Genomic DNA, 20,196 nt, shown 5'->3' with positions numbered 1-20,196 from the left:
AGTCCTTATTTAATAGTCTGTACGATCAAACGGGTATTTCATCCCCCATTGGTTGCGTACGTTGGTTAATATGTCCATGATGTCGAAGGATAGTGCAAATTCACCGTCGTCATGGCCTTGTTCAATATATCTTTGCATGTCTTGAACTTCGTATTGCAGGGCAAGCGATGCATCTCCGGCTGTAATCACTTCATGTGATTCCGTATGTGCATCATCGGTATAGGTGATCGCTGCTTCTGTGGCGCGCGGATAATTAGAGATTTCAATATAGCCCTTGGTACCTGAGATGACCCCGCGTTTCGGCTGTTTCGCGCGCATCGACAATGACAGCACAGCAATTTGATCATCCAGATTTTTCAGAAGAATACCTGATTGTTCATCAACACCCGTTTCAAAATACTTAACGGTGGTCAAAACATTAACAGGCTGTGTCTTTAAGAATGAACGTGCAAAGGCAGTCGCATAACCACCAATGTCTAAGAGTGCACCGCCGGCCAAATTCTTGTTAAAGAAGCGATTTTTGACATCGTAATCTTTTAAACTGCCAAAATTAACTTGTACCAGGTTAACATCACCAATTTTTCCGTCGCTGATCACCTGTTTTACTTTTTTATAAAGCGGCATGTGAAATAACGTTAAGCCTTCAGTCACAATTAATCCTTTTTCAGCAGCTAAGTGTCTTACATTACTTAATTGTCGGGAATTAACCGTAATCGCTTTCTCAGCAAAGACATTTTTGCCGGCTTCCAGAGCTTTCATAATATATTCATAGTGAAAATTATGCGGGGTCGCAATGTATACGATATCAACATTTGGGTCTTTAAGCAAATCATCAGGATTCGTGAACGTACGTTGAATCTTTTTTTCCTCACTGAAGGCCTTTAAAGCGGCTTCATTAACGTCAGCCACTGCGTAAATTTCTCCATTGACACTATTTAATGCATCAGCCATTTCATGTGCAATCCATCCGGTACCAATCATACCCCAATTATACGTTTTCATTTAACTCATCCTTCCAATGATTTATTTTTTGATACGATCCAAGCCAAGCCACTACAAGCGATTGTCTTGCTGTACAAAATGAAAATTATTTTAACTTTTATTTTCATCTTGCAACTAATTTTAATATAACTTCATGAAACTAATTTGTCAATAAAAATTAATTATGAAAATAAATTTAATAATAATGAGATCTGCTATCAAATATTTTAAAAAACATCCCATGATTATCTGATTTTGATACAGTGCGACGAAGAGATTATTTGGTAAAATGGGGTAAGTTCGTCAGTTTGGAATATTAAATCGATGTATCCAAAGGGTGAAATAATGAGGCAACTATTCCTGTCTGAACCATCGAGCAACTATAAGCAGAGCTTTAAGAACTACACACTCGATTATAAAGTTGCAAGTGAAGACTCATATTACTTTAAGAAATATAGCAAGGCATTAGTGGATTTCTCTGGATTTTTGCATCACTTGATTCATGAAGCGGATGGAAATAATCTTCCCAATGGCCGGGTAGCATCGTCAACCTTTTGGCTGATTGATCAAAACGAGGTGGTTGGCGTGGTGCGAATTAGGCATCAGGAAGTTATGTTTGCCGGTCACATCGGCTATGATGTCTCTCCAAAGCACCGAAAAAGAGGATATGGGACGCAGATTCTTAAGTTAGCCTTGGCGGAAGCGCAAAAGCTTGGAATAACAAAAGCAGTGGTAACCTGCAGAACAGATAATGAGCCGTCAAAAAGAATCATCGAAAAAAACGGCGGAAAATTCCTGGGGATCATCTATGACAAAGAGGAAGATGAAGAACTCTTTAAGTACGTCATTGACACTAATGACTGCGGCATCTAAGCGCTATTCCCGCTCAATCTTTCGAATCCATTTATAGTAAGCAGCAACACTCGACAATAAAAATGGGTACACAAAGAACGAGTAGCCTATTCGCCACCAGCCATAGTTGAAGAAACCCCAGGGTTGAGGCAAAAGTGCGATCAACTCATAGGTGGTGATGGCTACATCCCATAAAAGGATATAAAGCAGTTGCTTAACAAACGTTTTTCCAAATGGATAGCTGTTTAAGAAAATGATGTTTACCGGTGGGATCAATACGGTTAATGGAAGCAGTGTCTTCCACTCAAGAGATCCTGAGAAATACCAATATGCATGGTACTTTTTGCACAAATAGCCATCGGTAAGCACCTGCACGGCAACGGTAAACATCCAAATATGTACGATTTGATTTTTAGTGAGTCGTTTATTGATGAGAAAAGCAATGCTATTAAAGAGTGCAACAGCAAGCAGCAGACCGATCATGGTGTCAATCCTTTTTTAATAATATGTTCTCCTTATACTGCTTTATTTACACATCCATTTTGCCCGGTGAAGCTTACATGGTTGGCGATCGGCTTGATTTTGACATTTATCCGGCGAACAAACTTGGGATGAAAACTCTGCAAGGGACGGCTTGGCTGCAGCGGCCGAAAAATTCGGACTATGTCCCGATGATAACCTTTGAGACGATTGAAGGATTAAGTAAAATGTTGTGCCAAAAACAATTGGGAATGGATGATCTAAGTAGGGGGAATGGAAATAAATGATGAAAACGATTAAATACAAATCCAATGATCACGACTATTATCGACAGGCTTTAGCGCTAAGAAATAAGGTTTTAAGAAAACCAATCGGGAAAGATATCTATAACGAGAATTTGTCCATTGAAAAAGATAATGATTTCTATGCGGTTTTAATGGATAACAAGATCATTGCTACGTTTAGTATTTTTGTTGAAGCACCCCAAATCGCTCACTTGACCGCTTTTGCAGTTGATCGTGATTTTCAAAGGCAGGGAATTGGTTCAAAACTTCTGGAATTTGCCATTGGAGATTTAAAAAGTAAAGATTTTAAGCAGATCAAAGTAAACGCCAGGGCAACTGCCCATAGCTTTTATCAAAAAAATGGATTCGTAGATCTTAGCGGTAAATATCATAACCATCAACTTGGCATAGATGATTATCTTATGGTTTATAAGATTAAATAAAATCCGGCCGAGAAAAGGGTGTCAACATAAAAGAATTGCAGCCTCCCCTAGAGAGAGAAAAGCAACTTACTTTTTTTAAAGTAAATTGCCTTGGGTTTGTTTAAATAATCCCTCTTTCTTTGAAAACTTCTTTTGCAATGGCTACTGCATTCAGCACTCTCGGGAATCCGACATAGGGGACACATTGAATAAAAATTTCGGAGATCTCTTCTGCAGTGATACCTACATTCAATGCACCATTGATGTGTACGCGCAGTTGATTTTCCGTACCGCCAATCGAGGCGAGACTGCTCAGTGTGATCAATTCACGCTGCTTCAAATCCAATTCACGGCGGGTATAAATATCGCCGAAAGCAAATTCGATAATAAATGTTCCCAGATCAGGCGCAATGTCCTTCAATGATTGGATAACCATGTCGCCCACTTTTCCATCTACTTCGTTTAATTTTTCTAAACCCGATTCATAACGACTTTTTTTCAATTTTTCCATCTCCTTTTCTGATACAATAAAACTGTAACGGCTGGAGTTCACTCCATGTCAAGAAATCAGGGGGGATTTTCTTGGATTACTCAATTGGCGAATTTTCCAAGTTAACTCGCTTAAGCATCGATACGCTTCGCTATTATGAAAAAGAAGAACTCATCCATCCATCCAGAAATAAGAGTAATCAGAGACAGTACACGGAGAAGGATAAGACGTGGATTGACTTCATACTCAGACTGAAAGAAACAGCGATGCCGATTCGAGAAATAAAAAAATATGCGCGATTACGAGATGAGGGAGATGTCACGTTGAAGGAAAGAATGGAAATGCTGCGTGCACATCGATGCTCAATGCTCAAACAAATAGAAAAACTTGAAAACAATTTAGGACATCTTGACAAGAAAATAGAAACCTATCAAGCGACTATTGCTGCTCTGAAACAATAATTCGGTATGGGGGAACTCAGCAAACCGTCTGAAGGAAACACGAGCTTCGCCACAGCAGTAAAGGAGATAAAAAAATAGAATTTAAAGCATGCAAAATAGAAGTGCTAATCCCTGAAAGCTATATTGCTTCGCTTAGGAATCAACTAAATGAAGCCGGTATTCTAAAAGTAGGAAAATATGACAACGTTATCTCATATTCAGAAGTTAAGGGTTATTGGCGACCGCTCGAAGGCGCCGCTCCCTATGATGGAGAAATAGGTAAACTATCTGCTGGGACCGAATGCAAAATGGAATTTAGATGTCAATTTGAGCATGTTGATGGTGTCAAAACGATCATTAAAGCTGTTCATCCATATGAAGAACCCATTATTAACGTCATTCCTTTGCTATGAATAATGGGTTGTCTTGGCATGTTTCTAATGGGTGTTTCGAATTTAACCGAATCTCCTTTTATTTAAACAGGGAGACTGTTCTTGAAGTATTGTTAATCATTATCGGAGATGTTCATGATGAATCTGTTCGACCTCATTTCTATTTTGTTCGATTTTTTATTCGCTCCTCAGGTTCGGATTCAGTCTAATCTTGAATATCTTGAGGGCGAGGAATGGTTTAAACGCCAATACGACAGGAAAATTCTAAGTGATCCAAAGTTTAGAAGGTTTATCAAGAAATACAATTTAAAAAAAGTATTTCAAAATGATGAACAAAAAGAGGTTTTCAAAGCAGAGTTAGAGAAGTGGGTAGAAAAACACTCTAGGTAGGAAAGAGATTTTGAACAATGAAAAAAGGAAAGAAACGTTTGATTAGTGTCGGCCTTGCAGTCATTTTAGCAGCCATCCTTATGATTAAGGTCTTCACATCGATCGATACATTAGCCAAAGTGAATGAACAAATCAGCGTTAAGGATCATCTTCAATCATTTAAACTAACAGAGGCAAAAATTGATTATCACGTAGTGGTCCGAAAGAGCACGAAACCGTACGACTACATTTCGATCACTGGTTCTGTTCCTTCTTCAATCAAGACAAAACTTGATCAAATGAAAATCGCTTCCAACGCAGTATCCTTAAACTTATACACCTCAAAAAATCTCATCTATGCAGGAAGTAAATCAACAAAAATCACATTGCATGTGAGAAGCCGATCCGATCTGAAAGAAATCTCGCTAAACGGTGAACAGGTTTCAACCTCCAAGAAGACGTTTGATATGCCCGGTGCCGGTGGTTGAAAATAGCGAGTACATTGCGTTCGAAGAAATACAGAGGAGAGGGAAGAACGTGAATCATAAAATAGCTTTGTTTGCTGATGTACATGGAAATACGACCGCATTAGAGGCGGTCATCGAAGACACCATTCGTGAAAAGGTCACTGACTACTGGTTTTTGGGCGATCTAATCATGCCCGGACCGGGATCTGCCAATTTATTGGCTCTGCTGAAAAGAATCAACACATCCGTTTATGTAAAAGGCAACTGGGAAGACTGTCTGCTCGAAGTGCTGGATGGGCAAGTTGATCTCAATGATCCTTCAGATATTTACATTGCAAGGCTCGTTCAGTACCAATGTCAAAGCCTAAAAAATGCTGAACTCGAGTTGCTGAAGCAGTTGCCGATACATACGACCAAGACAATTAATGGATTGAACATTAGTATTGCACATAACCTACCGGATAAAAATTATGGTGGAGACTTGGTACCGGATCAAACGCAACAAAATTTTGATCGCCTTTTTACTCAAAAAAATTGTGATGTTGCTATTTATGCCCACGTGCATCACCAAATGATGCGCTACAGTAGTGAGGACCAGCTGATCATCAATCCAGGCTCTGTGGGACAACCTTATTTCAAGTGGGCGAAGCATCGCGCTGATCGGCGCGCGCAGTATGCCATTCTTGAAATTGATGAAAAAGGTCTCGTTCAAATCAATTTTAAAAAAGTCAGCTACGACGTAAACAAAGAACTAGAAGAAGCAAAACGGGAGAGTATTCCTTATATCACATTGTACAAAGAACAACTAGAAACCGGTAAAACGCATACACACGACAAAGACTTTTTAAAAGAAATCAATCAACGCTTTGGTTATGAGAAAGATGTGGTCGAGTTTTTAAAAGATATCGGAGCAGAATCGACTGCGCATCGCAGTTGACACCTATTGCGAAACAAGGTCTGATTTAAATCCCACTAAAGTTCTACCTAACGAATGAAAAATTCAACCCAATCCTTGAAAAGTTCCACCTAAGAGAGCGAAAGTTGAACCGAAGAAAAAAAGTTCTACCTAACGAATGAAAAATTCAACCTAATCCTTGAAAAGTTCCACCTAAGAGAGCGAAAGTTGAACCGAAGAAAAAAAGTTCTACCTAACGAATGAAAAGTTCAACCCAATCCTTGGAAAATTCGACCAGACAAGGCGAATTTTAACCAAATTGCAGAGCCTGAACAGGCGAGACTATAGATAGCAGAAAAGCTAAGGCTCTGTCAACATCTAGGACATTGCTGGCCCAATTTTTTTCTTTATGTAAAATACGCCACCTCAGCATCTGGAAAATAGCGATGGATGTAGCCTTCAATTGTCTCTTGAAGCAGATGTTCATCTTCTTTTTTATAAATATATTTTCCAATCCCGTAGCGGCCCCATTTATAGCGGCGCTCCTCTTTATCCATGACCAGTTTTGAATTCGGATAATTTTTTTCAATCACGCGCTTTGCGGGACCGGTAAAGCGATGCTGGATTAATTCAAACGTGATCGGAACCGCCATGGGTCCCGGCAGATAGTCATGCAGTGTTTCAAAAAGCTTGCGGTAACCTTCTTGCCAGCCGTCATGAATATAAATCGGCGCGATAATAAAGCCAAGCGGATAACCTGCATCGGACACTTTTTTCGCCGCTTCAATTCGTTCAACAAGGCGGGATGTGCCCGCTTCGAAAAATTTGATCACGTACTCATCATTGAGGCTGAAACGGAATCGGGTACGCCCATTATGCTTAGCGTCCAGTAGATGATCCACATGAGCGAACTTTGTTACAAAACGTAACTCACCAAGATCGCGTTCACCAAAGAATTCAATTGCTTTTTTTAATGAGTGAGTCAAATGATCAATGCCGACGATGTCAGAAGTACAGGCCGCTTCGAATCGTGTAATCTCAGGCGCACGTTCGGCCATGTATTGATCGGCGCGTTCGAGAATTTCATCAACGTTGACATAAGTTCTGATATACGGTTTCGATCCCATTGTGGTCTGCAGGTAGCAATAGTGACAGTGACCCATACATCCTGTTGCAAGCGGAATGGCATACTCAGCCGACGGTTTGGAGCTTTGAAAATCCAAGGTTTTTCTTACGCCAACGACCAAAGTTGATTTGGCGTTGCGGTATTTTTGAAAATCATTGTCACCGGGAAAGTTGCGGATCTGATTGTGCGATGTGGTCTCGCGAATCTCAATTCCCATGCCTTCAAATTTGTCTTTAAGTGTTTGACCTAAAGGGTAGTCTAATGCGCGAGGCTCAATGTAGACAAGCTGGGGAACAAAAGGTTTAACCATGAGTACCGCATCTCCTTAGTCTTCATCATAGATTTGCTTGTACACGCGTTTCGCGTCGTCGATCGTTGGGAACACCGCGTCATCCTCAGCGAACTCATAATACATATCATTTAGGGATAAGATCTTGTCTTCTTTTTTATTTGGATTTTGGACCACTTCAGCTTCCTGAATCAATGTTGCAGTTGCTGTGTGTGGATTTCGGCAAATGACATAGACATGATCACCGATCTGCGTTTCTTCTTTTTTCATCAGATATATACCTCCGATCAAATTGTTTACCTACTAATTATGTCCAGAAAAAACCGGATTATGTTTTGGAAGCAAGGCAGCGATTGTAGACTTTTTAACGACTTGAAATGTGCTGATTTCTTGACTAGTAAAAAAGGCACGGTGATTCTTGTCGAAACGTGTCAAATAAACTTTATTTGATGAAAATCCTCCACTAATTCAGGAGCTTTGGCCGTGTTCAAGAAACCGTCACATTTTGTATAATACGAACAAGCAAGAAAAATATCTCCGGTGAGACCCAATACACGAACGACCTCAAGATTTTCTTCATTTTTCTTTCAAACAGAACCTTACTAAGCGGAAAACCGTCCTAGGGCGGATCCATATACATTCATGGGAGTTTGATTCATGAAGGCTTTTTACACAACGCAAGGGTCGCTCCATTCTGTGAAGCTTCAATACGCATGTCTATCTGCATGCGACAAAACAAAGAGGTTTTTTACTTATGGCAGGGCAAATTCGATTAACTCCGGAAGAATTGCGCAGTTACGCGGCTAAATATGGTCAGGAATCATCGAACACAGGAGAACTGATCGGCCGTCTCGATGGCATGATCAATCAACTGGCTCAAGTTTGGGAAGGTGCGTCCAGTCGCGCGTTCAAAGATCAATATGAACGGCTCCGTCCTTCGTTCCAACAGATGCAGCAGCTCCTGGAAGATGTGAATCATCAACTCGCCAAAAGTGCAACGATCCTCGAAGATACTGACCGCCAGATTGCCGGACAAATTAACTCATAACGCAAGACAAGTGAAAGGACCGGGCTCTAGGTGGAGTCCGGTTTTTTTACAGCGTTTTGCTTTGCTAGTACGACGATAAGGTCATAAGATTCGATTGGGCAATTAGGTAAGCGCCAAGCCTGAGAAATAAACGGAAGAATTCCGCTTAATTAGAGAATGAACGAAAAAATAACCTAAATAGACGGAGAAACTCCGCTTATCTAATTTGAAAAACGTGAAAATGGCGGGTTTTGCAGTACATAAGCGGAAAAATTACCCTTATTTACCTGTGAAACAAGCGCCATGATGCAGATAACCGGAAAATCTCCGCTTATTTTACTCGTTACTTAATGAAGGCTCTAAATACCTTGTGAATTCAGGGCTCAGGGTCAAGAAAGGAGGCGCGTCTCATGGGCGCATCCGCAACATTAAATGTGATTTTCCGCGCGCTGGCCCTTCAGTCGGCGGCGGTTGACGATCAAATCGAACGGTTGAAACGAGCGAATCGCAAGCTTGGTCAAGAACAAGCAGCAGGTATGCATGCATTGCGCACCTTAACGAAGCCGGAACTTGGTGCAGATTGGACCGGAGCCAGGGCACGCACGTTCCAAAAGAAACGCGATTCCGCGCAGGATAAAATGCGAGTAAAACTCACAACGAGTGTGGACAGTTATCAGCAGCGAATAGAGGCTAAAATCCATGAGTTGCAGCTGAAAAGCGATTTTCTCGCCGGAACGAGTAGCATGGCGCATGAAGCGAGTGCGCTGGTTCACCAAGGTGAAAAGGCAGCAGACGCTTTGGAACATAAGTTATCCAAAATTAAAGGGCGGTTGTTCTAATGGTTCAAATTGAACTCAATACCCATGTTACAGAGGGGCGTATTGTCGCGGCAGAGCATGCACGCCAAGGTGTGTTGCCGCTCAAATCTGTCTCCTGCGGACGGAATCATCTTGCCGCGACATCCGCTTGGCAGGAGGGCGAACAGATGATGGCGCAGCTTTTGTCCGCCTACCTTTCCGGTGTGCAGAAAAACATAGCGGATACGCAGGCGAATGTTGCACTTCTGCAACGACAAGATGAGGCGATCAAATGAGAGCAACGATGAGCGGTGGTTCCGGTTCGGCCTCCGATACGCAAACGTATGAGGCCGAATCGCTGATCGCAGCCGCTAAAGCACATGCCAAACACTATCAAACGCTGCGCGGCCAATTCCACACGTTGCGCCAGGCGTTCCAGCAAATCGAGGGGCTTGGCCCTGATTTTCAGGGGAAGGGCGCCGAGGCAATCAAAAAATTCTATGCCGCGCAAGTGAATGTGGTCGATGCCTGGTTACGGCTGATTGACAAAAAGGTTGCTTATTACCAAGGCGTTGCCGGCACGGTTGAGGAGAAAAATTTGGATGGTGACACGCAGATTCAAGTGCCCTTTCTGAATGAAGACTTATCCATGGGGTATGCGCGTTCCAAAGAAATGGTACGTGAGCAGCGCATGGACATTTCCAAAATACTGAGCAGTATTTCCGATCTTGTGCCGATCAACGTCTTCTCCAACCACGAGGTGGATCAAGCGCTGGATGCAGCGGATAAAAAACGCGCGCAAACAGTGCTCGATGTTCAAGATCTCGATCAGAATCTAACCAATGAATACCGACAAGTGAACGAAGACCTGCCGTACATCGCGTCGCTGTATGGCGAGCTGATCAACGCAACGCGGCAAGGTGCAGAAGTTCAGCCGATGAATTTCAATGCGCAAGCCTATCATAATAGTAAAGTCTACCAAGTTCAGGATGAGATGAAAAAAGAGACGCAAAACTATCTCCATTACAAGCAGCAGCAGGAAAAAGTGAGAGAACTAGAAAAAAATTCAGAGAAAGAACCAATCGAAAACTTAGCTCAAGAAGTCGAGAATAAGGTCATTGACTCTGTAGATCAGGTTGCCGACAACGTTAAGCAGGCAACAAATCAAGCCGGAAAGATCGTTGATGAAATCAAAGATGATGCAGATAACCTGGTCAATTCTGCTCCTGTGCAAGGTGCCGTTCATTTTGCCGTTGGTGCCGGCGATCAAGTCATTGAGAACAACACCGGATTGGAAAAAGGTCATCAGGAGGAATGGGGTCAGTTCAACGCCTATAAAAGTGGAGAACTAGCTGGCGATGTACTCTCCGCTTTTGAAGGGATTGCTGAAATGATTGGCGGTGGTACGCTCATCGGAGGCGGAACCACACTTTCAGTTGCGGGCGCACCAGAAACACTTGGAGCATCTCTGGCTCTAGAACCCGGTGCCCTTGCCGTGGGAACAGCTGCCGTTGGACACGGTGGGTTCGTCACAGCGAACGGATTTAAGAACTCAATCAACGACATTAAAAATCTAAAGCAGAACATGTCGGTTGAGAAGACCAGTGGTGGAGCTAAGAAAGCAGAAAAAGTTGGAGAGCTCAGAGAAAAAAATACGATAAAGTCGGATAAAGTGGATATGCAAGCCGTTGGGACAAAAAATTCAAAAACATTTAAAACTGTAGATGCTTTGAATAAACACTATTCCAAGCATTCCAGTCAATTACAAAAGGCAATGAATAAGGCTAACTATTCTATCCCAGAATATTTAAATGATGCAAATCATGTTTTAAACACTGGGACATATGTACCTGAAATGAATGGTTATGTAAAATTAATTGGGGGGAAAGGAAGTGCTAAGTATGCTTTTGTTGGTCTAGATAGGGTAACTGGAGAGATTACTACTTTTCACGTTAAGACTGTTACTGAGTTAATTAACAAAGCTCCTAGTTTAGGGTTGAAAAAATAAAGCGGGTGATAGGATGATAAAAATTCACCAAATTAACTGGTTAGACAAAACCACTAAAGAGGCAGAAGTAATACTATACGACGGCGTATTCTATTTAGAATGTTTTTCTAGTTTTCTTGAATATAGATTAAATCAAGAATTTAAGGATTATATACATTGTCTTGATGCAGACAACATTTATAAGGTCGCAGGGCAAGAATTTAAGGTCGAAAAGAAAAATCAAGATAACTACCATTTGCAAGGGAAACTTATTTGTCGTAAAGAAAAAATTGTAAAAATAGGGGATTTTTTAATTGATATATCTGAAGCACAAATTGATGGCGATATAAAAGAAAATGATTATGTGGAATTTGACGTAGCGAGATTAGATATATACTGAAAAAATGGTTGCAGAGATTATTAACATACTCCACGTTGAGTATTCTTTCAAACTATTGAGAATTGACTCTAGAAATTGGGTAAAAAATTAATTTTCATCAATTATCGTATGATTAAATGGCCATTGAATTTTAGATGAAGTGTACAGTAATGTTTTTATATCAAGGCTATGGAAATTATTGAAGTTAAGGATCATGGGAAGAAAGGATCAATATGACGATTTATTTCTTATTTAATGAAGGAGATATGAATCGCCATTTTTTATAATGGATTTTAGTCGGTATCAAGCAGGCAACAAATCAAGCCGGAAAGATCGTTGATGAGATCAAAGATGATGCAGATAACCTGGTCAATTCTGCTCCTGTGCAAGGTACCGTTCATTTTGCCGTTGGTGGCGGCGATCAAGTGATTGAGAACAATATCGGAATGAAAATAGGTCATCAGGAGGAATGGGGCAAGTTCAACGCCTATAAGAGCGGTGAACTAGCGGGAGATGTACTCTCCGCTTTTGAAGGGATTGCTGAAATGATTGGCGGTGGTACGCTCATCGGAGGCGGAACCACACTTTCAGTTGCGGGCGCACCAGAAACACTTGGAGCATCTCTGGCTCTAGAACCCGGTGCCCTTGCCGTGGGAACAGCTGCCGTTGGACACGGTGGATTCGTCACAGCGAACGGATTTAAGAACTCAATCAACGACATTAAAAATCTAAAGCAGAACATGTCGGTTGAGAAGACCAGTGGTGGAGCTAAGAAAACAGAAAAAGTTGGAGAGCTCAGAGAAAAAAATACGATAAAGTCGGATAAAGTGGGCAATAATTCAGATTTGTCCACGAATCATGAAGTGAGCAGTGCTAATAAGAAAGCTAGCGGAGCTGGAAAAGGAATTTCTATTCCTACTAAAAAGTTAGATGGTCTGCCAGAAAATGTTACAAAATCGTATAAAAAGTATGACAAGAGTGGGTGGAATGGTAATGCGGCAGGTCAATCCTCTGGAACAAAGGCCGGAAGTGTTTTTAAAAATCGTGATGGTAAATTACCAACTATAGACAAAAATGGAAATCCAGTGACTTATCAAGAATTTGATGTTAATAGTAAATTACCTGATGCTAGAAGAGATTCTGAACGATTTATTAAAGGTAGTGATGATAATTTGTATTATACAGATGACCATTATGAAAGTTTCGTAAAAATTGAATAAGGAAAGGATTAGACTTGAATATGGCAAATAATATTTTAAGAATAAGAGAAAAAGATAACAATTTGTTAGAAAAAATGAATCAAAGTGATTGCTATATTGTCAAAGTGGATGGAAGACAAGTACAATCCAAAAGTGAACTATTTCAAGAAATGATGATAAAATTCAAATTGCCTGATAGTTCTGGTTGGGATTCTTTTATTGATTGGATGACTGACTTGAGTTGGATTGATAAGGAAAAACTTTGTTTAGTAATATATAATTACTCAGAGTTTTTAAAGAAGGATGAGGGAGATAAAGATATATTTTTAGAGGTATTGCAAGAAGATATTTTACCTTTTTGGGAGAAGAATGTTATGGAAACAATGGTTAATGGAAGAGTTAGGTCATTTAATGTGTATTTGATTGGCTAATTTTATGTTTTACACAGTATCTTATGGGCACTAGTGCTTGCAAATTTTTTTACGATCGTTTTAATTCAGCAAGTAGTGGCTGGGAAAGTTGGGAAGTGATCCGTATGGGTCTAGGCAATTGTTAGGTAGTATTTTTCTACAAGTTATCTTTTATGTAGTGTGCTAGTAGTGCGTATTAACAAAAGAGTTGAAGGAAATAAATGAACAAACTCAATTGATTATTGGCTATTCTGTCAAATTGAGTTTGTTTTGCGTAGGATATTAAAAAGCATTCAGTGACCGACTTAGGTCATCACTGAATGCTTTTTTATAGCAGAAGAAATTTCTTCAAAGTATTTCCGATCTTGTGCCGATCAACGTCTTCTCCAACCATGAAGTTGATCAGGCACTGGATGCGGCCGATAAAAAGCGCGCACAAACGGTGCTTGATGTTCAAGACCTTGATCAGAATCTGACCAATGAATATCGTCAGGTGAACGAAGACCTGCCGTACATTGCGTCGCTGTATGGCGAGCTGATCAACGCAACGCGGCAAGGTGCGGTTGTTCAGCCGATGAACTTTAACGCACTATTATGATTATCTTAGAGCGGTCGAAGGCGTTGATCCGGAGACCGGGCGAAAGCTGAGCACCGGCGAATGCGTAGCCGCCGGGGCCATGGCAGGTGTGCCTAATGACTTCACGAACATGAACAACGATGCCGAAGATATAGCGAAGACGCATCGTATGGCGAAAGTTGATGAGGTTGAGAAAACCAGCGGAGCTAACAGTAGTTTTACACCTAAAAAAGTAGTTTTAAGTAATGGAGAGATAGCTTTTAATTCTATAGAAGGTGTACTTGTACGTTCGCCGAATTATTTGGATGAAGCAGGCAACATTAAATGGCCAGAAGCAGATGGCTTCGTTGTTGACAGTAATGGTAAAGCCATAACCTTTGACGCCAATCTAAAATCGGGTCAAATTATTGATAGATATGGTGATGCAAGAGGGAGGTTTACTAGTCCTTTAATGAACGGAGAACAAATTTCCTATGATTCTAGAGGCCTTCCATATCTGGAAAGTACTATGGATTATCATAGATATGAAGTTGTTAAAGACATAAATTTTGAAAATATGGCCGAAGGTTTTGAACAGTTATCACAATTGGATAAAACTGAATTAAGTATTTTGATGGAAAGATATAATTTTTCATTAGCTGATATGGCAAATGTACAAAAAGGGACAATATCAGAAGTCTTCGGTTCTGGTGGGGGACTTCAAATTAAATTTGAGTCATCAGTTGATTGGTATGAAAAATTAGGATTAATAAGGGAGATAAAATAATGGATATGCTCAGTGATAAAAAAAAATTACTGAATAAAGAAATTCAGAAATTAGGTTATGATAGTCTACGTGTATCTATTTTTAACCAAAAAGATGAGAATAGGATGGAGTGGCAAACAAGAATTGAATACGATTTAGATACAGGGGTATATCAAATTTACTCTTTGGGAGATAGAGCTAGTTTGATTGGAAAAATCACTAATTATACAAGCTTCCACAGTGCAAAAAATGTTTTTTTAAATAAATTAGAATTAACGGTTAAGTATAATAAATTAAGGGTTAGCAGAGGGGAACAGCCAGAGTACTCTTCTCCACTATGGGATGATGAATGAAAAATGATTGAAATTCTATTCTTACAGCAAGAAAATAAAATTTTGACAGTCAATTAATAATTAACTAAAACTAAAACTAAAACTTGAAGTTGAAAAAGTATTCCAACCTCTTGCCAGCTCTGCATTCTCAATGAATAAAAAAGGCCAAAATGCCTTTTTTACCAGCTGTTGCCGGCAGTTTGGCTGGCAACTTTTCAAGAAACGATACGATGATCTGTTCGACGACTTTCTCAGAGAGGAACTTACTCATCGTCAAACGCAGAGTAGCAAATTCCCATATAAAAAAAGCCCAAGATAAACTAAGCTAGTGAAGGTGGCTAATGTATGGAGTATCTAGATCTCATCTCAAACAAATAGTCTTTTCTTTACTCTGTAACCACCTTCAAATAATCAATTAGAAGCAAGAGACTACTGAATTCATGGGACCAAAAAATCAATAAAGGGCAAAGAACAGCACCTTAGCGCTAACGTGAGGGTGCTGTTTATTTACCTGATGGTGATGAGCAAAGAAACGGCCACGTCCTGAGCGCCTACGATCAGGCAAGCCGAACGCTCAAGGTGCTCAGTCAAAGCGAAAAAGGAATCAACGCGCTGCTCGCCGCGAACGGCATCACCCAAGCCGCCACCGGCAGAGATCTGTTCGGCAAGCAGCTGACAAAAGATGAGCAAAAGAACAGCCTCCTCCAAGGCGTGTTCATGATGAACCTATTCACCCGGAAGCTTGCCATCTCACCTGCGCAAAAAGCGATTGTGCATGAGCAAGGCCAAGCGTTTAAAGAACATGTATCCAAAATTGTCCGAGATACAAAAGCATCGATCAGTTCAACCAAATGGAAACCGGCAATGGCCGGAGTGCCTAATGACTTTGCAAAGATAAGCGATGATGCGAAGGATATAGCGAAGATACATAGTATGGTGAAAGCAGAGGGAACAGGAAACGTTGGTGACGTAAGTACAGGAAAAGGTACTGGCAATGGAAATTCAGTCCATAGAAACATAAAATTGTTATAATTAACGAAACAGGTTTAACAATTGGAAGTGATGGTTGATGTGGACGGTACGGCATTTCGTAACGGGAAGAGAAAAGGTAAACTATAAAATCAGGGAATCCGGCGATCCATCTTCATCTGAGACTGTGGTGCTTATTCATGGACAGTCATGGACCGGTGAAGTTTGGCGAATGGTTGCCAAGCGATTGCAAGACCTGCATAGTGTTGCTCCGGATATGGCGGGGTGCGGGGACAGCGGGTTAAGTACAGACTATGATTTCACTACATTATCCAAGCAGCTCGTGGACGTACTTGATCAAATGCATGTGCAAAAATTTTGGCTGGTCGGTCACTCATGGGGCGCTTCTCTAGCTCTTCATTTTGCCTCTCATTATTCTGAACGAGTAAAAGGGCTGATGCTTGTTGATGCCGGTTACCTCAATTATCAAGAGTGGCCAGGCATCAGTTGGGAGGCATTCACCGACTTTTCGTATCCTGAGGATTTTTTTAGCAGCATGGATCATTATCTTCATCTTCAAAAACAAGATACGTCATTTTGGAATGGGGATGTCCAAAGGGCTGTTGTGGATCAAGTCAACGAGATGGAAGACGGATCGCTTCGCTTTAAATGTTTGCCTGAAACAGAACTGGCCGGATCTCGCGCATTATGGACCTTTGATCCGGATGAACATGCAGCCCACTTAAAAATGCCCGTCTTCCTCATTGTCGCAGAGCCTCAATCACAAACAAATGACGAAATCGCAAGGTATAAAAAGAAGTCGGTAGAACACTTTTGTTCACTCGTTAAGCAGTGTCACTGTATTAAAATGAAAGAAACCTCACATATGGTGATGCTCGAGCGTCCTGAACAATTGGCACAGGAAATTCGAGAGATGATGGAGAAATAATTTCATTATAGATATTGAACATACACCAAGGAGGGGTAGTGATGGATCTTAAAGAACAAATGTTTCGCGGCGATCTATACGACCCAAGCGATAAAGAACTATTAAAACAACAACAGAAGTGGAATGAAGTGCTCTATGACTTTAATCAAACACGGCCGTCTGAAACAGCCAAGCGTGAAAAATTATTGAAATCGCTATTGGCTGAATGTGGCGAAGACTGTTATGTGGAGCCTCCATTACGAGCAAACTGGGGATCAAATACACATTTTGGAAATGCGGTCTATGCCAATTTTAATTTGACACTTGTGGATGATGCCCCTATTTATGTTGGGAATGACGTCATGTTCGGCCCTAATGTAACCATCGCTACCGCAGGTCACCCGATTAATCCTTATTTGAGACGAAAGAAAATGCAATTCAATCTATCAGTTACGATTAAGAACAACGTTTGGATTGGCGCACAATCGATTGTGCTGCCCGGAGTCACAATCGGAGAAAATTCAGTAATTGGTGCGGGAAGCGTTGTTACAAAAAATATACCCGATAATGTGGTAGCCGTTGGTCATCCGTGCAAGGTTCTCCGTGAAATTGGTGAGCGCGATAAAAAATACTATCATAGAAATAGGAAAATCGATGATACATTATTTTTGGAAAATAAATTTAATCTTGAAAATTGAAATCCGTCAAAAATACAAACCATTTTCTCGTTTCATCGTTCTAATCATCGATCATGGGTTCATCATGGAGAATAGCAGACAAAGATGATACAATAAAACAACGTTAAGAACAAAATTTTTAAAGAAAAGTGATAATCCATGAACATAGCAGTATTTGATTCCGGCGTTGGCGGCATGACCGTCCTCCATCAAATTATAAAATTATTGCCGAATGAGGACTTTCTTTATTACGCGGATACCGCACATATCCCGTATGGTGAAAAGCCGAAAGATGAATTAAAAAAATACATTTTTGAAGCCGTTGACTTCCTTGTTGCTCATGACATCAAAGCACTGGTAGTGGCTTGTAATACAGCCACGAGTGCGGCAATCGAGGACTTACGCAAGAATTACCCGATTCCGATCATCGGCATTGAACCTGCGGTTAAACCTGCAGTGATCGAAACCGAACCGGAAAAAAAGAAAGTGCTTGTTATGGCGACACGGACGACGCTAAAGGAAGAAAAATATCATCGGCTTGTTGAACAGATCGACAAGCACGATATTGTTGATCCGCTTCCCATGCCGAAATTGGTTGAGTTTGCCGAAGCGTTTGACTTTAATCCGGATCATATCATCCCTTATTTAATGGAGCAGTTGAAGCCGTTTGATCTGTCTCATTATGGCACGGTTGTACTTGGCTGTACACATTTCCCAATTTTTAAAGACATTATTGAGCGGATTTTCCCAAAAGGCACACATGTCATCGACGGTGGACTGGGTACTGCAATGAATCTGAAACGTACGCTGGATAGACTGCATCAAATTGGTGGAGGAAGCGGAAAAATCACCTTCTACAAGTCCGGTGTGGAAGTCAAAGATAAGGAAACACTCATGAATTATAAGGAGCTGCTGAATAAATTGGACAGCATGCTTTAATAAGCACATAAATACATGATAAAGCACAGTTGGTTCATTATGATCGACTGTGTTTTTACTTTTTTCATTTGGTTCTGTTGAAAGAATCGCTTACATAACTTTTAATCATTGTTTATAATGAATGCAACATGAATCGTTTCAAAAACGGAATTTGGGAGGTAGGTACGATGGCAGTTGCAATGTATGCACCGCTCGTTATTATGATTCTATTTTGGTTTGCTGTTATTGCGGTTATCTATTTTTTAATCAAGCGGCTGATTCGCTTTACCATTCAGGAAATTAAGCGGGAACTGAAAGATAACCAGAAAGATGACTAGAAATAATTGAGATTATTGACCAATCACACTGAGGAGGTATTCTCCCTTGCTGCGCTTTGAACCGTTGGACGTGGAGAAATATAAAAATAAGATTCTCGCTTTTCGCAGGGATTCGTTTGTCATTAGTTTTGGAACGGATCGTGATTTCCATGCTGGTGATTATTTAATGTGGCTGCAGAAGAAAATCAGCCAATTTCCCGACGGATTTGTCCTTGCTTTTGAAAAGGATCAAGTGATTGGTCAGCTGGAACTGAGCATTCGCGAATACGAAGGCAAAAGGATCGGCTATGTTCATCTTTATTACCTCATTGCAAAGAAAAGAGGCAGTGGATTAGGACATGAACTTCATCAGTATGCGATGCGCTTTTTCGAAAAACATGGCGTGTCCGAATATCACCTCCGCGTCTCTCCAACCAATGTACGAGCTAGGGCTTTCTACAAGAAAAACGGAATGAAGCGATTAACAAATGAATGTGATGGCAAGGTTTTGAGGATGAAAGGCACCGTTGGATAAATTGAAAACACGGTCACTTTACAAACGTTTTGCAATCAAAAGCTTCTCAAGAATTTGAGCAACACCATCCTCATCATTTGAGGCAGTGGTCATTGACGCATACTTTTTTAATTCAGGCTCCGCATTTCCCATGGCAACGGAATAGCCGCAGTTCTGAAACAAGTCCAAGTCGTTCCAATCATCACCAAAGGACATGACGTTGTTCATAGAAATATTCATTTTTTTACAGAGTGCAGAAATGGCACGGCTTTTTGAAACGTTCTTAGCCATGATTTGAGTTAACTCTTTTGAATCGGTTTCGACAATGCTCAATTCATTGCTATATCTCATCACGTAGCGCTTTGATTCCACTGAACTATGAAACAACAGAATTTTGTTCGCGGGCAGCCGCTTGAAATCAGATTGAGAGACAATCGTTGGCGGGAGAACCATATGCTTGGCGTTTTTTGCAAAGGTTTTGTCGGTAAGCGCGTACAGTGTATCCTCGGATTCAATGGAAATGGCATCTGTTCCATTATGGTTGCACATAAAATCGATGAGTTCGCTTGAATCAGCACTCGGGATCGTATAACTCATTGCTTTTCCATGAACATCTTTTACATACGCACCATTGTAATAAACTGCCGACGCACAATTGAGTAATTCATTTGGGACCATTTTACTTACGGAACGCGGGGGACGAGCAGTTGCGATAAAAAGAGTAAAACCGGATTGATAGCAACGCATGAGCGTTTTTTGAGTTCTTCGAGAAACTCTTTTCTGAGAATTAAGAAGTGTGCCGTCCAAATCAAAGACAAGTGCCTTAATTGGTGATGATCGATTCATATGTCTCCGCCTTTTTTTGCATTTCATTATAACACCGATAGATGGAAAGAAACGAGAAGTTAATATTGCTGCCATTAGGTTACCTTT

Annotated in this window: 32 protein-coding genes; 24 read left to right on the top strand and 8 right to left on the bottom strand. The window is 40.8% G+C overall.

Translation table 11 applies throughout. The features are described 5' to 3' along the window. Positions 1–9 precede the first annotated feature (9 nt). Entirely contained in the window at positions 10–1,002 is a 993-nt protein-coding gene (locus tag AC1MBV_RS05420; protein ID WP_480947764.1) for a Gfo/Idh/MocA family protein, read from the bottom strand. 324 nt (positions 1,003–1,326) lie between these two features. Between AC1MBV_RS05420 and AC1MBV_RS05415 the strand changes: the two genes are divergently transcribed. Further along, positions 1,327–1,854, top strand: coding sequence for a GNAT family N-acetyltransferase (locus AC1MBV_RS05415; protein ID WP_480947763.1), 528 nt, complete (start codon positions 1,327–1,329; stop codon positions 1,852–1,854). Between the two features lie 3 nt (positions 1,855–1,857). Here AC1MBV_RS05415 and AC1MBV_RS05410 read toward each other — a convergent pair whose 3' ends face one another. Further along, positions 1,858–2,316, bottom strand: coding sequence for a hypothetical protein (locus tag AC1MBV_RS05410; RefSeq protein ID WP_480947762.1), 459 nt, complete (start codon positions 2,314–2,316; stop codon positions 1,858–1,860). A gap of 23 nt (positions 2,317–2,339) precedes the next feature. On the opposite strand from AC1MBV_RS05410, the gene AC1MBV_RS05405 reads away from it, so the two are divergent. Beyond that, positions 2,340–2,600: an HAD hydrolase-like protein gene (locus tag AC1MBV_RS05405; protein ID WP_480947761.1), complete on the top strand. Its 261-nt coding sequence runs from the start codon at positions 2,340–2,342 to the stop codon at positions 2,598–2,600. Beyond that, on the top strand, positions 2,600–3,040 hold the full coding sequence (locus tag AC1MBV_RS05400) for a GNAT family N-acetyltransferase (protein ID WP_480947760.1): 441 nt from the start codon (positions 2,600–2,602) through the stop codon (positions 3,038–3,040). The genes AC1MBV_RS05405 and AC1MBV_RS05400 overlap by 1 nt, the downstream gene beginning before the upstream one ends. A gap of 100 nt (positions 3,041–3,140) precedes the next feature. Here the strand turns inward: AC1MBV_RS05400 and AC1MBV_RS05395 are convergent, their stop codons facing one another. Next, positions 3,141–3,521: a carboxymuconolactone decarboxylase family protein gene (locus tag AC1MBV_RS05395; RefSeq protein ID WP_480947759.1), complete on the bottom strand. Its 381-nt coding sequence runs from the start codon at positions 3,519–3,521 to the stop codon at positions 3,141–3,143. A gap of 80 nt (positions 3,522–3,601) precedes the next feature. Here AC1MBV_RS05395 and AC1MBV_RS05390 point away from each other — a divergent pair, with 80 nt between their 5' ends. The 5 genes from AC1MBV_RS05390 to AC1MBV_RS05370 all read left to right on the top strand — a co-directional run bounded on the left by AC1MBV_RS05390 (position 3,602) and on the right by AC1MBV_RS05370 (position 6,114). Beyond that, positions 3,602–3,970, top strand: a complete 369-nt coding sequence (locus tag AC1MBV_RS05390) for a MerR family transcriptional regulator (RefSeq protein WP_480947758.1) — start codon at positions 3,602–3,604, stop codon at positions 3,968–3,970. Between the two features lie 101 nt (positions 3,971–4,071). Further along, positions 4,072–4,362 (top strand): cytochrome C biogenesis protein, encoded by a 291-nt coding sequence (locus tag AC1MBV_RS05385; RefSeq protein WP_480947757.1) that lies wholly within the window; start codon positions 4,072–4,074, stop codon positions 4,360–4,362. 117 nt (positions 4,363–4,479) lie between these two features. Further along, positions 4,480–4,731, top strand: a complete 252-nt coding sequence (locus tag AC1MBV_RS05380) for a hypothetical protein (RefSeq protein WP_480947756.1) — start codon at positions 4,480–4,482, stop codon at positions 4,729–4,731. 17 nt (positions 4,732–4,748) lie between these two features. Next, positions 4,749–5,198: a hypothetical protein gene (locus tag AC1MBV_RS05375; protein ID WP_480947755.1), complete on the top strand. Its 450-nt coding sequence runs from the start codon at positions 4,749–4,751 to the stop codon at positions 5,196–5,198. A gap of 49 nt (positions 5,199–5,247) precedes the next feature. After that, positions 5,248–6,114, top strand: coding sequence for a metallophosphoesterase family protein (locus tag AC1MBV_RS05370; protein WP_480947754.1), 867 nt, complete (start codon positions 5,248–5,250; stop codon positions 6,112–6,114). 365 nt (positions 6,115–6,479) lie between these two features. Here the strand turns inward: AC1MBV_RS05370 and splB are convergent, their stop codons facing one another. Continuing rightward, on the bottom strand, positions 6,480–7,508 hold the full coding sequence (gene splB / locus AC1MBV_RS05365) for a spore photoproduct lyase (protein ID WP_480947753.1): 1,029 nt from the start codon (positions 7,506–7,508) through the stop codon (positions 6,480–6,482). 15 nt (positions 7,509–7,523) lie between these two features. Beyond that, positions 7,524–7,757, bottom strand: coding sequence for a transcriptional regulator SplA domain-containing protein (locus AC1MBV_RS05360; protein ID WP_480947752.1), 234 nt, complete (start codon positions 7,755–7,757; stop codon positions 7,524–7,526). A 484-nt stretch (positions 7,758–8,241) separates the two neighbouring features. On the opposite strand from AC1MBV_RS05360, the gene AC1MBV_RS05355 reads away from it, so the two are divergent. The 10 genes from AC1MBV_RS05355 (at position 8,242) to AC1MBV_RS05310 (ending at position 14,961) form a co-directional block, all read left to right on the top strand. After that, positions 8,242–8,535: a WXG100 family type VII secretion target gene (locus AC1MBV_RS05355; RefSeq protein WP_480947751.1), complete on the top strand. Its 294-nt coding sequence runs from the start codon at positions 8,242–8,244 to the stop codon at positions 8,533–8,535. Positions 8,536–8,924: 389 nt separating this feature from the next. Beyond that, positions 8,925–9,353 (top strand): hypothetical protein, encoded by a 429-nt coding sequence (locus AC1MBV_RS05350; protein ID WP_480947750.1) that lies wholly within the window; start codon positions 8,925–8,927, stop codon positions 9,351–9,353. Then, entirely contained in the window at positions 9,353–9,607 is a 255-nt protein-coding gene (locus AC1MBV_RS05345; RefSeq protein ID WP_480947749.1) for a DUF5344 family protein, read from the top strand. Before AC1MBV_RS05350 ends, AC1MBV_RS05345 begins: the two co-directional genes overlap by 1 nt. After that, on the top strand, positions 9,604–11,319 hold the full coding sequence (locus AC1MBV_RS05340) for a ribonuclease YeeF family protein (RefSeq protein WP_480947748.1): 1,716 nt from the start codon (positions 9,604–9,606) through the stop codon (positions 11,317–11,319). Before AC1MBV_RS05345 ends, AC1MBV_RS05340 begins: the two co-directional genes overlap by 4 nt. A gap of 13 nt (positions 11,320–11,332) precedes the next feature. Next, positions 11,333–11,698, top strand: a complete 366-nt coding sequence (locus AC1MBV_RS05335; RefSeq protein ID WP_480947747.1) for a hypothetical protein — start codon at positions 11,333–11,335, stop codon at positions 11,696–11,698. 362 nt (positions 11,699–12,060) lie between these two features. Next, positions 12,061–12,897: a ribonuclease domain-containing protein gene (locus tag AC1MBV_RS05330; RefSeq protein ID WP_480947746.1), complete on the top strand. Its 837-nt coding sequence runs from the start codon at positions 12,061–12,063 to the stop codon at positions 12,895–12,897. Between the two features lie 20 nt (positions 12,898–12,917). After that, the gene (locus tag AC1MBV_RS05325; RefSeq protein ID WP_480947745.1) at positions 12,918–13,307 is read left to right on the top strand and encodes a barstar family protein; all 390 of its coding nucleotides are present in this window, start codon (positions 12,918–12,920) and stop codon (positions 13,305–13,307) included. A 334-nt stretch (positions 13,308–13,641) separates the two neighbouring features. Then, the gene (locus tag AC1MBV_RS05320; protein ID WP_480948264.1) at positions 13,642–13,884 is read left to right on the top strand and encodes a T7SS effector LXG polymorphic toxin; all 243 of its coding nucleotides are present in this window, start codon (positions 13,642–13,644) and stop codon (positions 13,882–13,884) included. Positions 13,885–13,963: 79 nt separating this feature from the next. Then, on the top strand, positions 13,964–14,629 hold the full coding sequence (locus tag AC1MBV_RS05315; RefSeq protein WP_480947744.1) for a TNT domain-containing protein: 666 nt from the start codon (positions 13,964–13,966) through the stop codon (positions 14,627–14,629). Then, positions 14,629–14,961, top strand: coding sequence for an Imm59 family immunity protein (locus AC1MBV_RS05310; protein ID WP_480947743.1), 333 nt, complete (start codon positions 14,629–14,631; stop codon positions 14,959–14,961). Before AC1MBV_RS05315 ends, AC1MBV_RS05310 begins: the two co-directional genes overlap by 1 nt. A gap of 127 nt (positions 14,962–15,088) precedes the next feature. Here the strand turns inward: AC1MBV_RS05310 and AC1MBV_RS05305 are convergent, their stop codons facing one another. Both AC1MBV_RS05305 and AC1MBV_RS05300 read right to left on the bottom strand, forming a co-directional pair. Continuing rightward, a complete protein-coding gene (locus AC1MBV_RS05305) occupies positions 15,089–15,211 on the bottom strand; it encodes a hypothetical protein (protein WP_480947742.1) in 123 nt (40 codons plus the stop codon). A 236-nt stretch (positions 15,212–15,447) separates the two neighbouring features. Then, a complete protein-coding gene (locus AC1MBV_RS05300) occupies positions 15,448–15,630 on the bottom strand; it encodes a hypothetical protein (RefSeq protein ID WP_480947741.1) in 183 nt (60 codons plus the stop codon). 30 nt (positions 15,631–15,660) lie between these two features. Here AC1MBV_RS05300 and AC1MBV_RS05295 point away from each other — a divergent pair, with 30 nt between their 5' ends. The 6 genes from AC1MBV_RS05295 (at position 15,661) to AC1MBV_RS05270 (ending at position 19,284) form a co-directional block, all read left to right on the top strand. Then, positions 15,661–15,972 (top strand): hypothetical protein, encoded by a 312-nt coding sequence (locus AC1MBV_RS05295; protein WP_480947740.1) that lies wholly within the window; start codon positions 15,661–15,663, stop codon positions 15,970–15,972. Positions 15,973–16,009: 37 nt separating this feature from the next. Beyond that, positions 16,010–16,858 (top strand): alpha/beta fold hydrolase, encoded by an 849-nt coding sequence (locus AC1MBV_RS05290; protein WP_480948263.1) that lies wholly within the window; start codon positions 16,010–16,012, stop codon positions 16,856–16,858. Positions 16,859–16,899: 41 nt separating this feature from the next. Continuing rightward, entirely contained in the window at positions 16,900–17,535 is a 636-nt protein-coding gene (locus AC1MBV_RS05285) for a sugar O-acetyltransferase (protein ID WP_480947739.1), read from the top strand. A 138-nt stretch (positions 17,536–17,673) separates the two neighbouring features. Then, the gene (murI, locus tag AC1MBV_RS05280; RefSeq protein ID WP_480947738.1) at positions 17,674–18,453 is read left to right on the top strand and encodes a glutamate racemase; all 780 of its coding nucleotides are present in this window, start codon (positions 17,674–17,676) and stop codon (positions 18,451–18,453) included. A 167-nt stretch (positions 18,454–18,620) separates the two neighbouring features. Then, entirely contained in the window at positions 18,621–18,770 is a 150-nt protein-coding gene (locus AC1MBV_RS05275; RefSeq protein ID WP_480947737.1) for a hypothetical protein, read from the top strand. Between the two features lie 46 nt (positions 18,771–18,816). Then, complete coding sequence (locus tag AC1MBV_RS05270) at positions 18,817–19,284, top strand: GNAT family N-acetyltransferase (RefSeq protein WP_480947736.1); 468 nt, start codon at positions 18,817–18,819, stop codon at positions 19,282–19,284. Between the two features lie 18 nt (positions 19,285–19,302). Here AC1MBV_RS05270 and AC1MBV_RS05265 read toward each other — a convergent pair whose 3' ends face one another. Next, positions 19,303–20,109: an HAD family hydrolase gene (locus tag AC1MBV_RS05265; protein WP_480947735.1), complete on the bottom strand. Its 807-nt coding sequence runs from the start codon at positions 20,107–20,109 to the stop codon at positions 19,303–19,305. Between the last annotated feature and the right edge of the window lie 87 nt (positions 20,110–20,196).

The sequence above is a fragment of the Sporolactobacillus sp. PKPK-6 genome (genome assembly GCF_056678885.1).
This window is presented reverse-complemented; position numbering and strand designations above follow the sequence as displayed.

Coding starts and splice junctions, on each gene's coding strand:
- murI (WP_480947738.1), top strand. CDS start 17,674: ATGAACATAGCAGTATTTGATTCCGGCGTTGGCGGCATGACCGTCCTC.
- AC1MBV_RS05400 (WP_480947760.1), top strand. CDS start 2,600: ATGAAAACGATTAAATACAAATCCAATGATCACGACTATTATCGACAG.
- splB (WP_480947753.1), bottom strand. CDS start 7,508: ATGGTTAAACCTTTTGTTCCCCAGCTTGTCTACATTGAGCCTCGCGCA.
- AC1MBV_RS05350 (WP_480947750.1), top strand. CDS start 8,925: ATGGGCGCATCCGCAACATTAAATGTGATTTTCCGCGCGCTGGCCCTT.
- AC1MBV_RS05360 (WP_480947752.1), bottom strand. CDS start 7,757: ATGAAAAAAGAAGAAACGCAGATCGGTGATCATGTCTATGTCATTTGC.
- AC1MBV_RS05420 (WP_480947764.1), bottom strand. CDS start 1,002: ATGAAAACGTATAATTGGGGTATGATTGGTACCGGATGGATTGCACAT.
- AC1MBV_RS05410 (WP_480947762.1), bottom strand. CDS start 2,316: ATGATCGGTCTGCTGCTTGCTGTTGCACTCTTTAATAGCATTGCTTTT.
- AC1MBV_RS05295 (WP_480947740.1), top strand. CDS start 15,661: ATGAACCTATTCACCCGGAAGCTTGCCATCTCACCTGCGCAAAAAGCG.
- AC1MBV_RS05275 (WP_480947737.1), top strand. CDS start 18,621: ATGGCAGTTGCAATGTATGCACCGCTCGTTATTATGATTCTATTTTGG.
- AC1MBV_RS05325 (WP_480947745.1), top strand. CDS start 12,918: ATGGCAAATAATATTTTAAGAATAAGAGAAAAAGATAACAATTTGTTA.
- AC1MBV_RS05405 (WP_480947761.1), top strand. CDS start 2,340: ATGTTCTCCTTATACTGCTTTATTTACACATCCATTTTGCCCGGTGAA.
- AC1MBV_RS05380 (WP_480947756.1), top strand. CDS start 4,480: ATGAATCTGTTCGACCTCATTTCTATTTTGTTCGATTTTTTATTCGCT.
- AC1MBV_RS05265 (WP_480947735.1), bottom strand. CDS start 20,109: ATGAATCGATCATCACCAATTAAGGCACTTGTCTTTGATTTGGACGGC.
- AC1MBV_RS05335 (WP_480947747.1), top strand. CDS start 11,333: ATGATAAAAATTCACCAAATTAACTGGTTAGACAAAACCACTAAAGAG.
- AC1MBV_RS05310 (WP_480947743.1), top strand. CDS start 14,629: ATGGATATGCTCAGTGATAAAAAAAAATTACTGAATAAAGAAATTCAG.
- AC1MBV_RS05340 (WP_480947748.1), top strand. CDS start 9,604: ATGAGAGCAACGATGAGCGGTGGTTCCGGTTCGGCCTCCGATACGCAA.
- AC1MBV_RS05315 (WP_480947744.1), top strand. CDS start 13,964: ATGGCAGGTGTGCCTAATGACTTCACGAACATGAACAACGATGCCGAA.
- AC1MBV_RS05290 (WP_480948263.1), top strand. CDS start 16,010: ATGTGGACGGTACGGCATTTCGTAACGGGAAGAGAAAAGGTAAACTAT.
- AC1MBV_RS05355 (WP_480947751.1), top strand. CDS start 8,242: ATGGCAGGGCAAATTCGATTAACTCCGGAAGAATTGCGCAGTTACGCG.
- AC1MBV_RS05375 (WP_480947755.1), top strand. CDS start 4,749: ATGAAAAAAGGAAAGAAACGTTTGATTAGTGTCGGCCTTGCAGTCATT.
- AC1MBV_RS05415 (WP_480947763.1), top strand. CDS start 1,327: ATGAGGCAACTATTCCTGTCTGAACCATCGAGCAACTATAAGCAGAGC.
- AC1MBV_RS05305 (WP_480947742.1), bottom strand. CDS start 15,211: ATGAGTAAGTTCCTCTCTGAGAAAGTCGTCGAACAGATCATCGTATCG.
- AC1MBV_RS05285 (WP_480947739.1), top strand. CDS start 16,900: ATGGATCTTAAAGAACAAATGTTTCGCGGCGATCTATACGACCCAAGC.
- AC1MBV_RS05345 (WP_480947749.1), top strand. CDS start 9,353: ATGGTTCAAATTGAACTCAATACCCATGTTACAGAGGGGCGTATTGTC.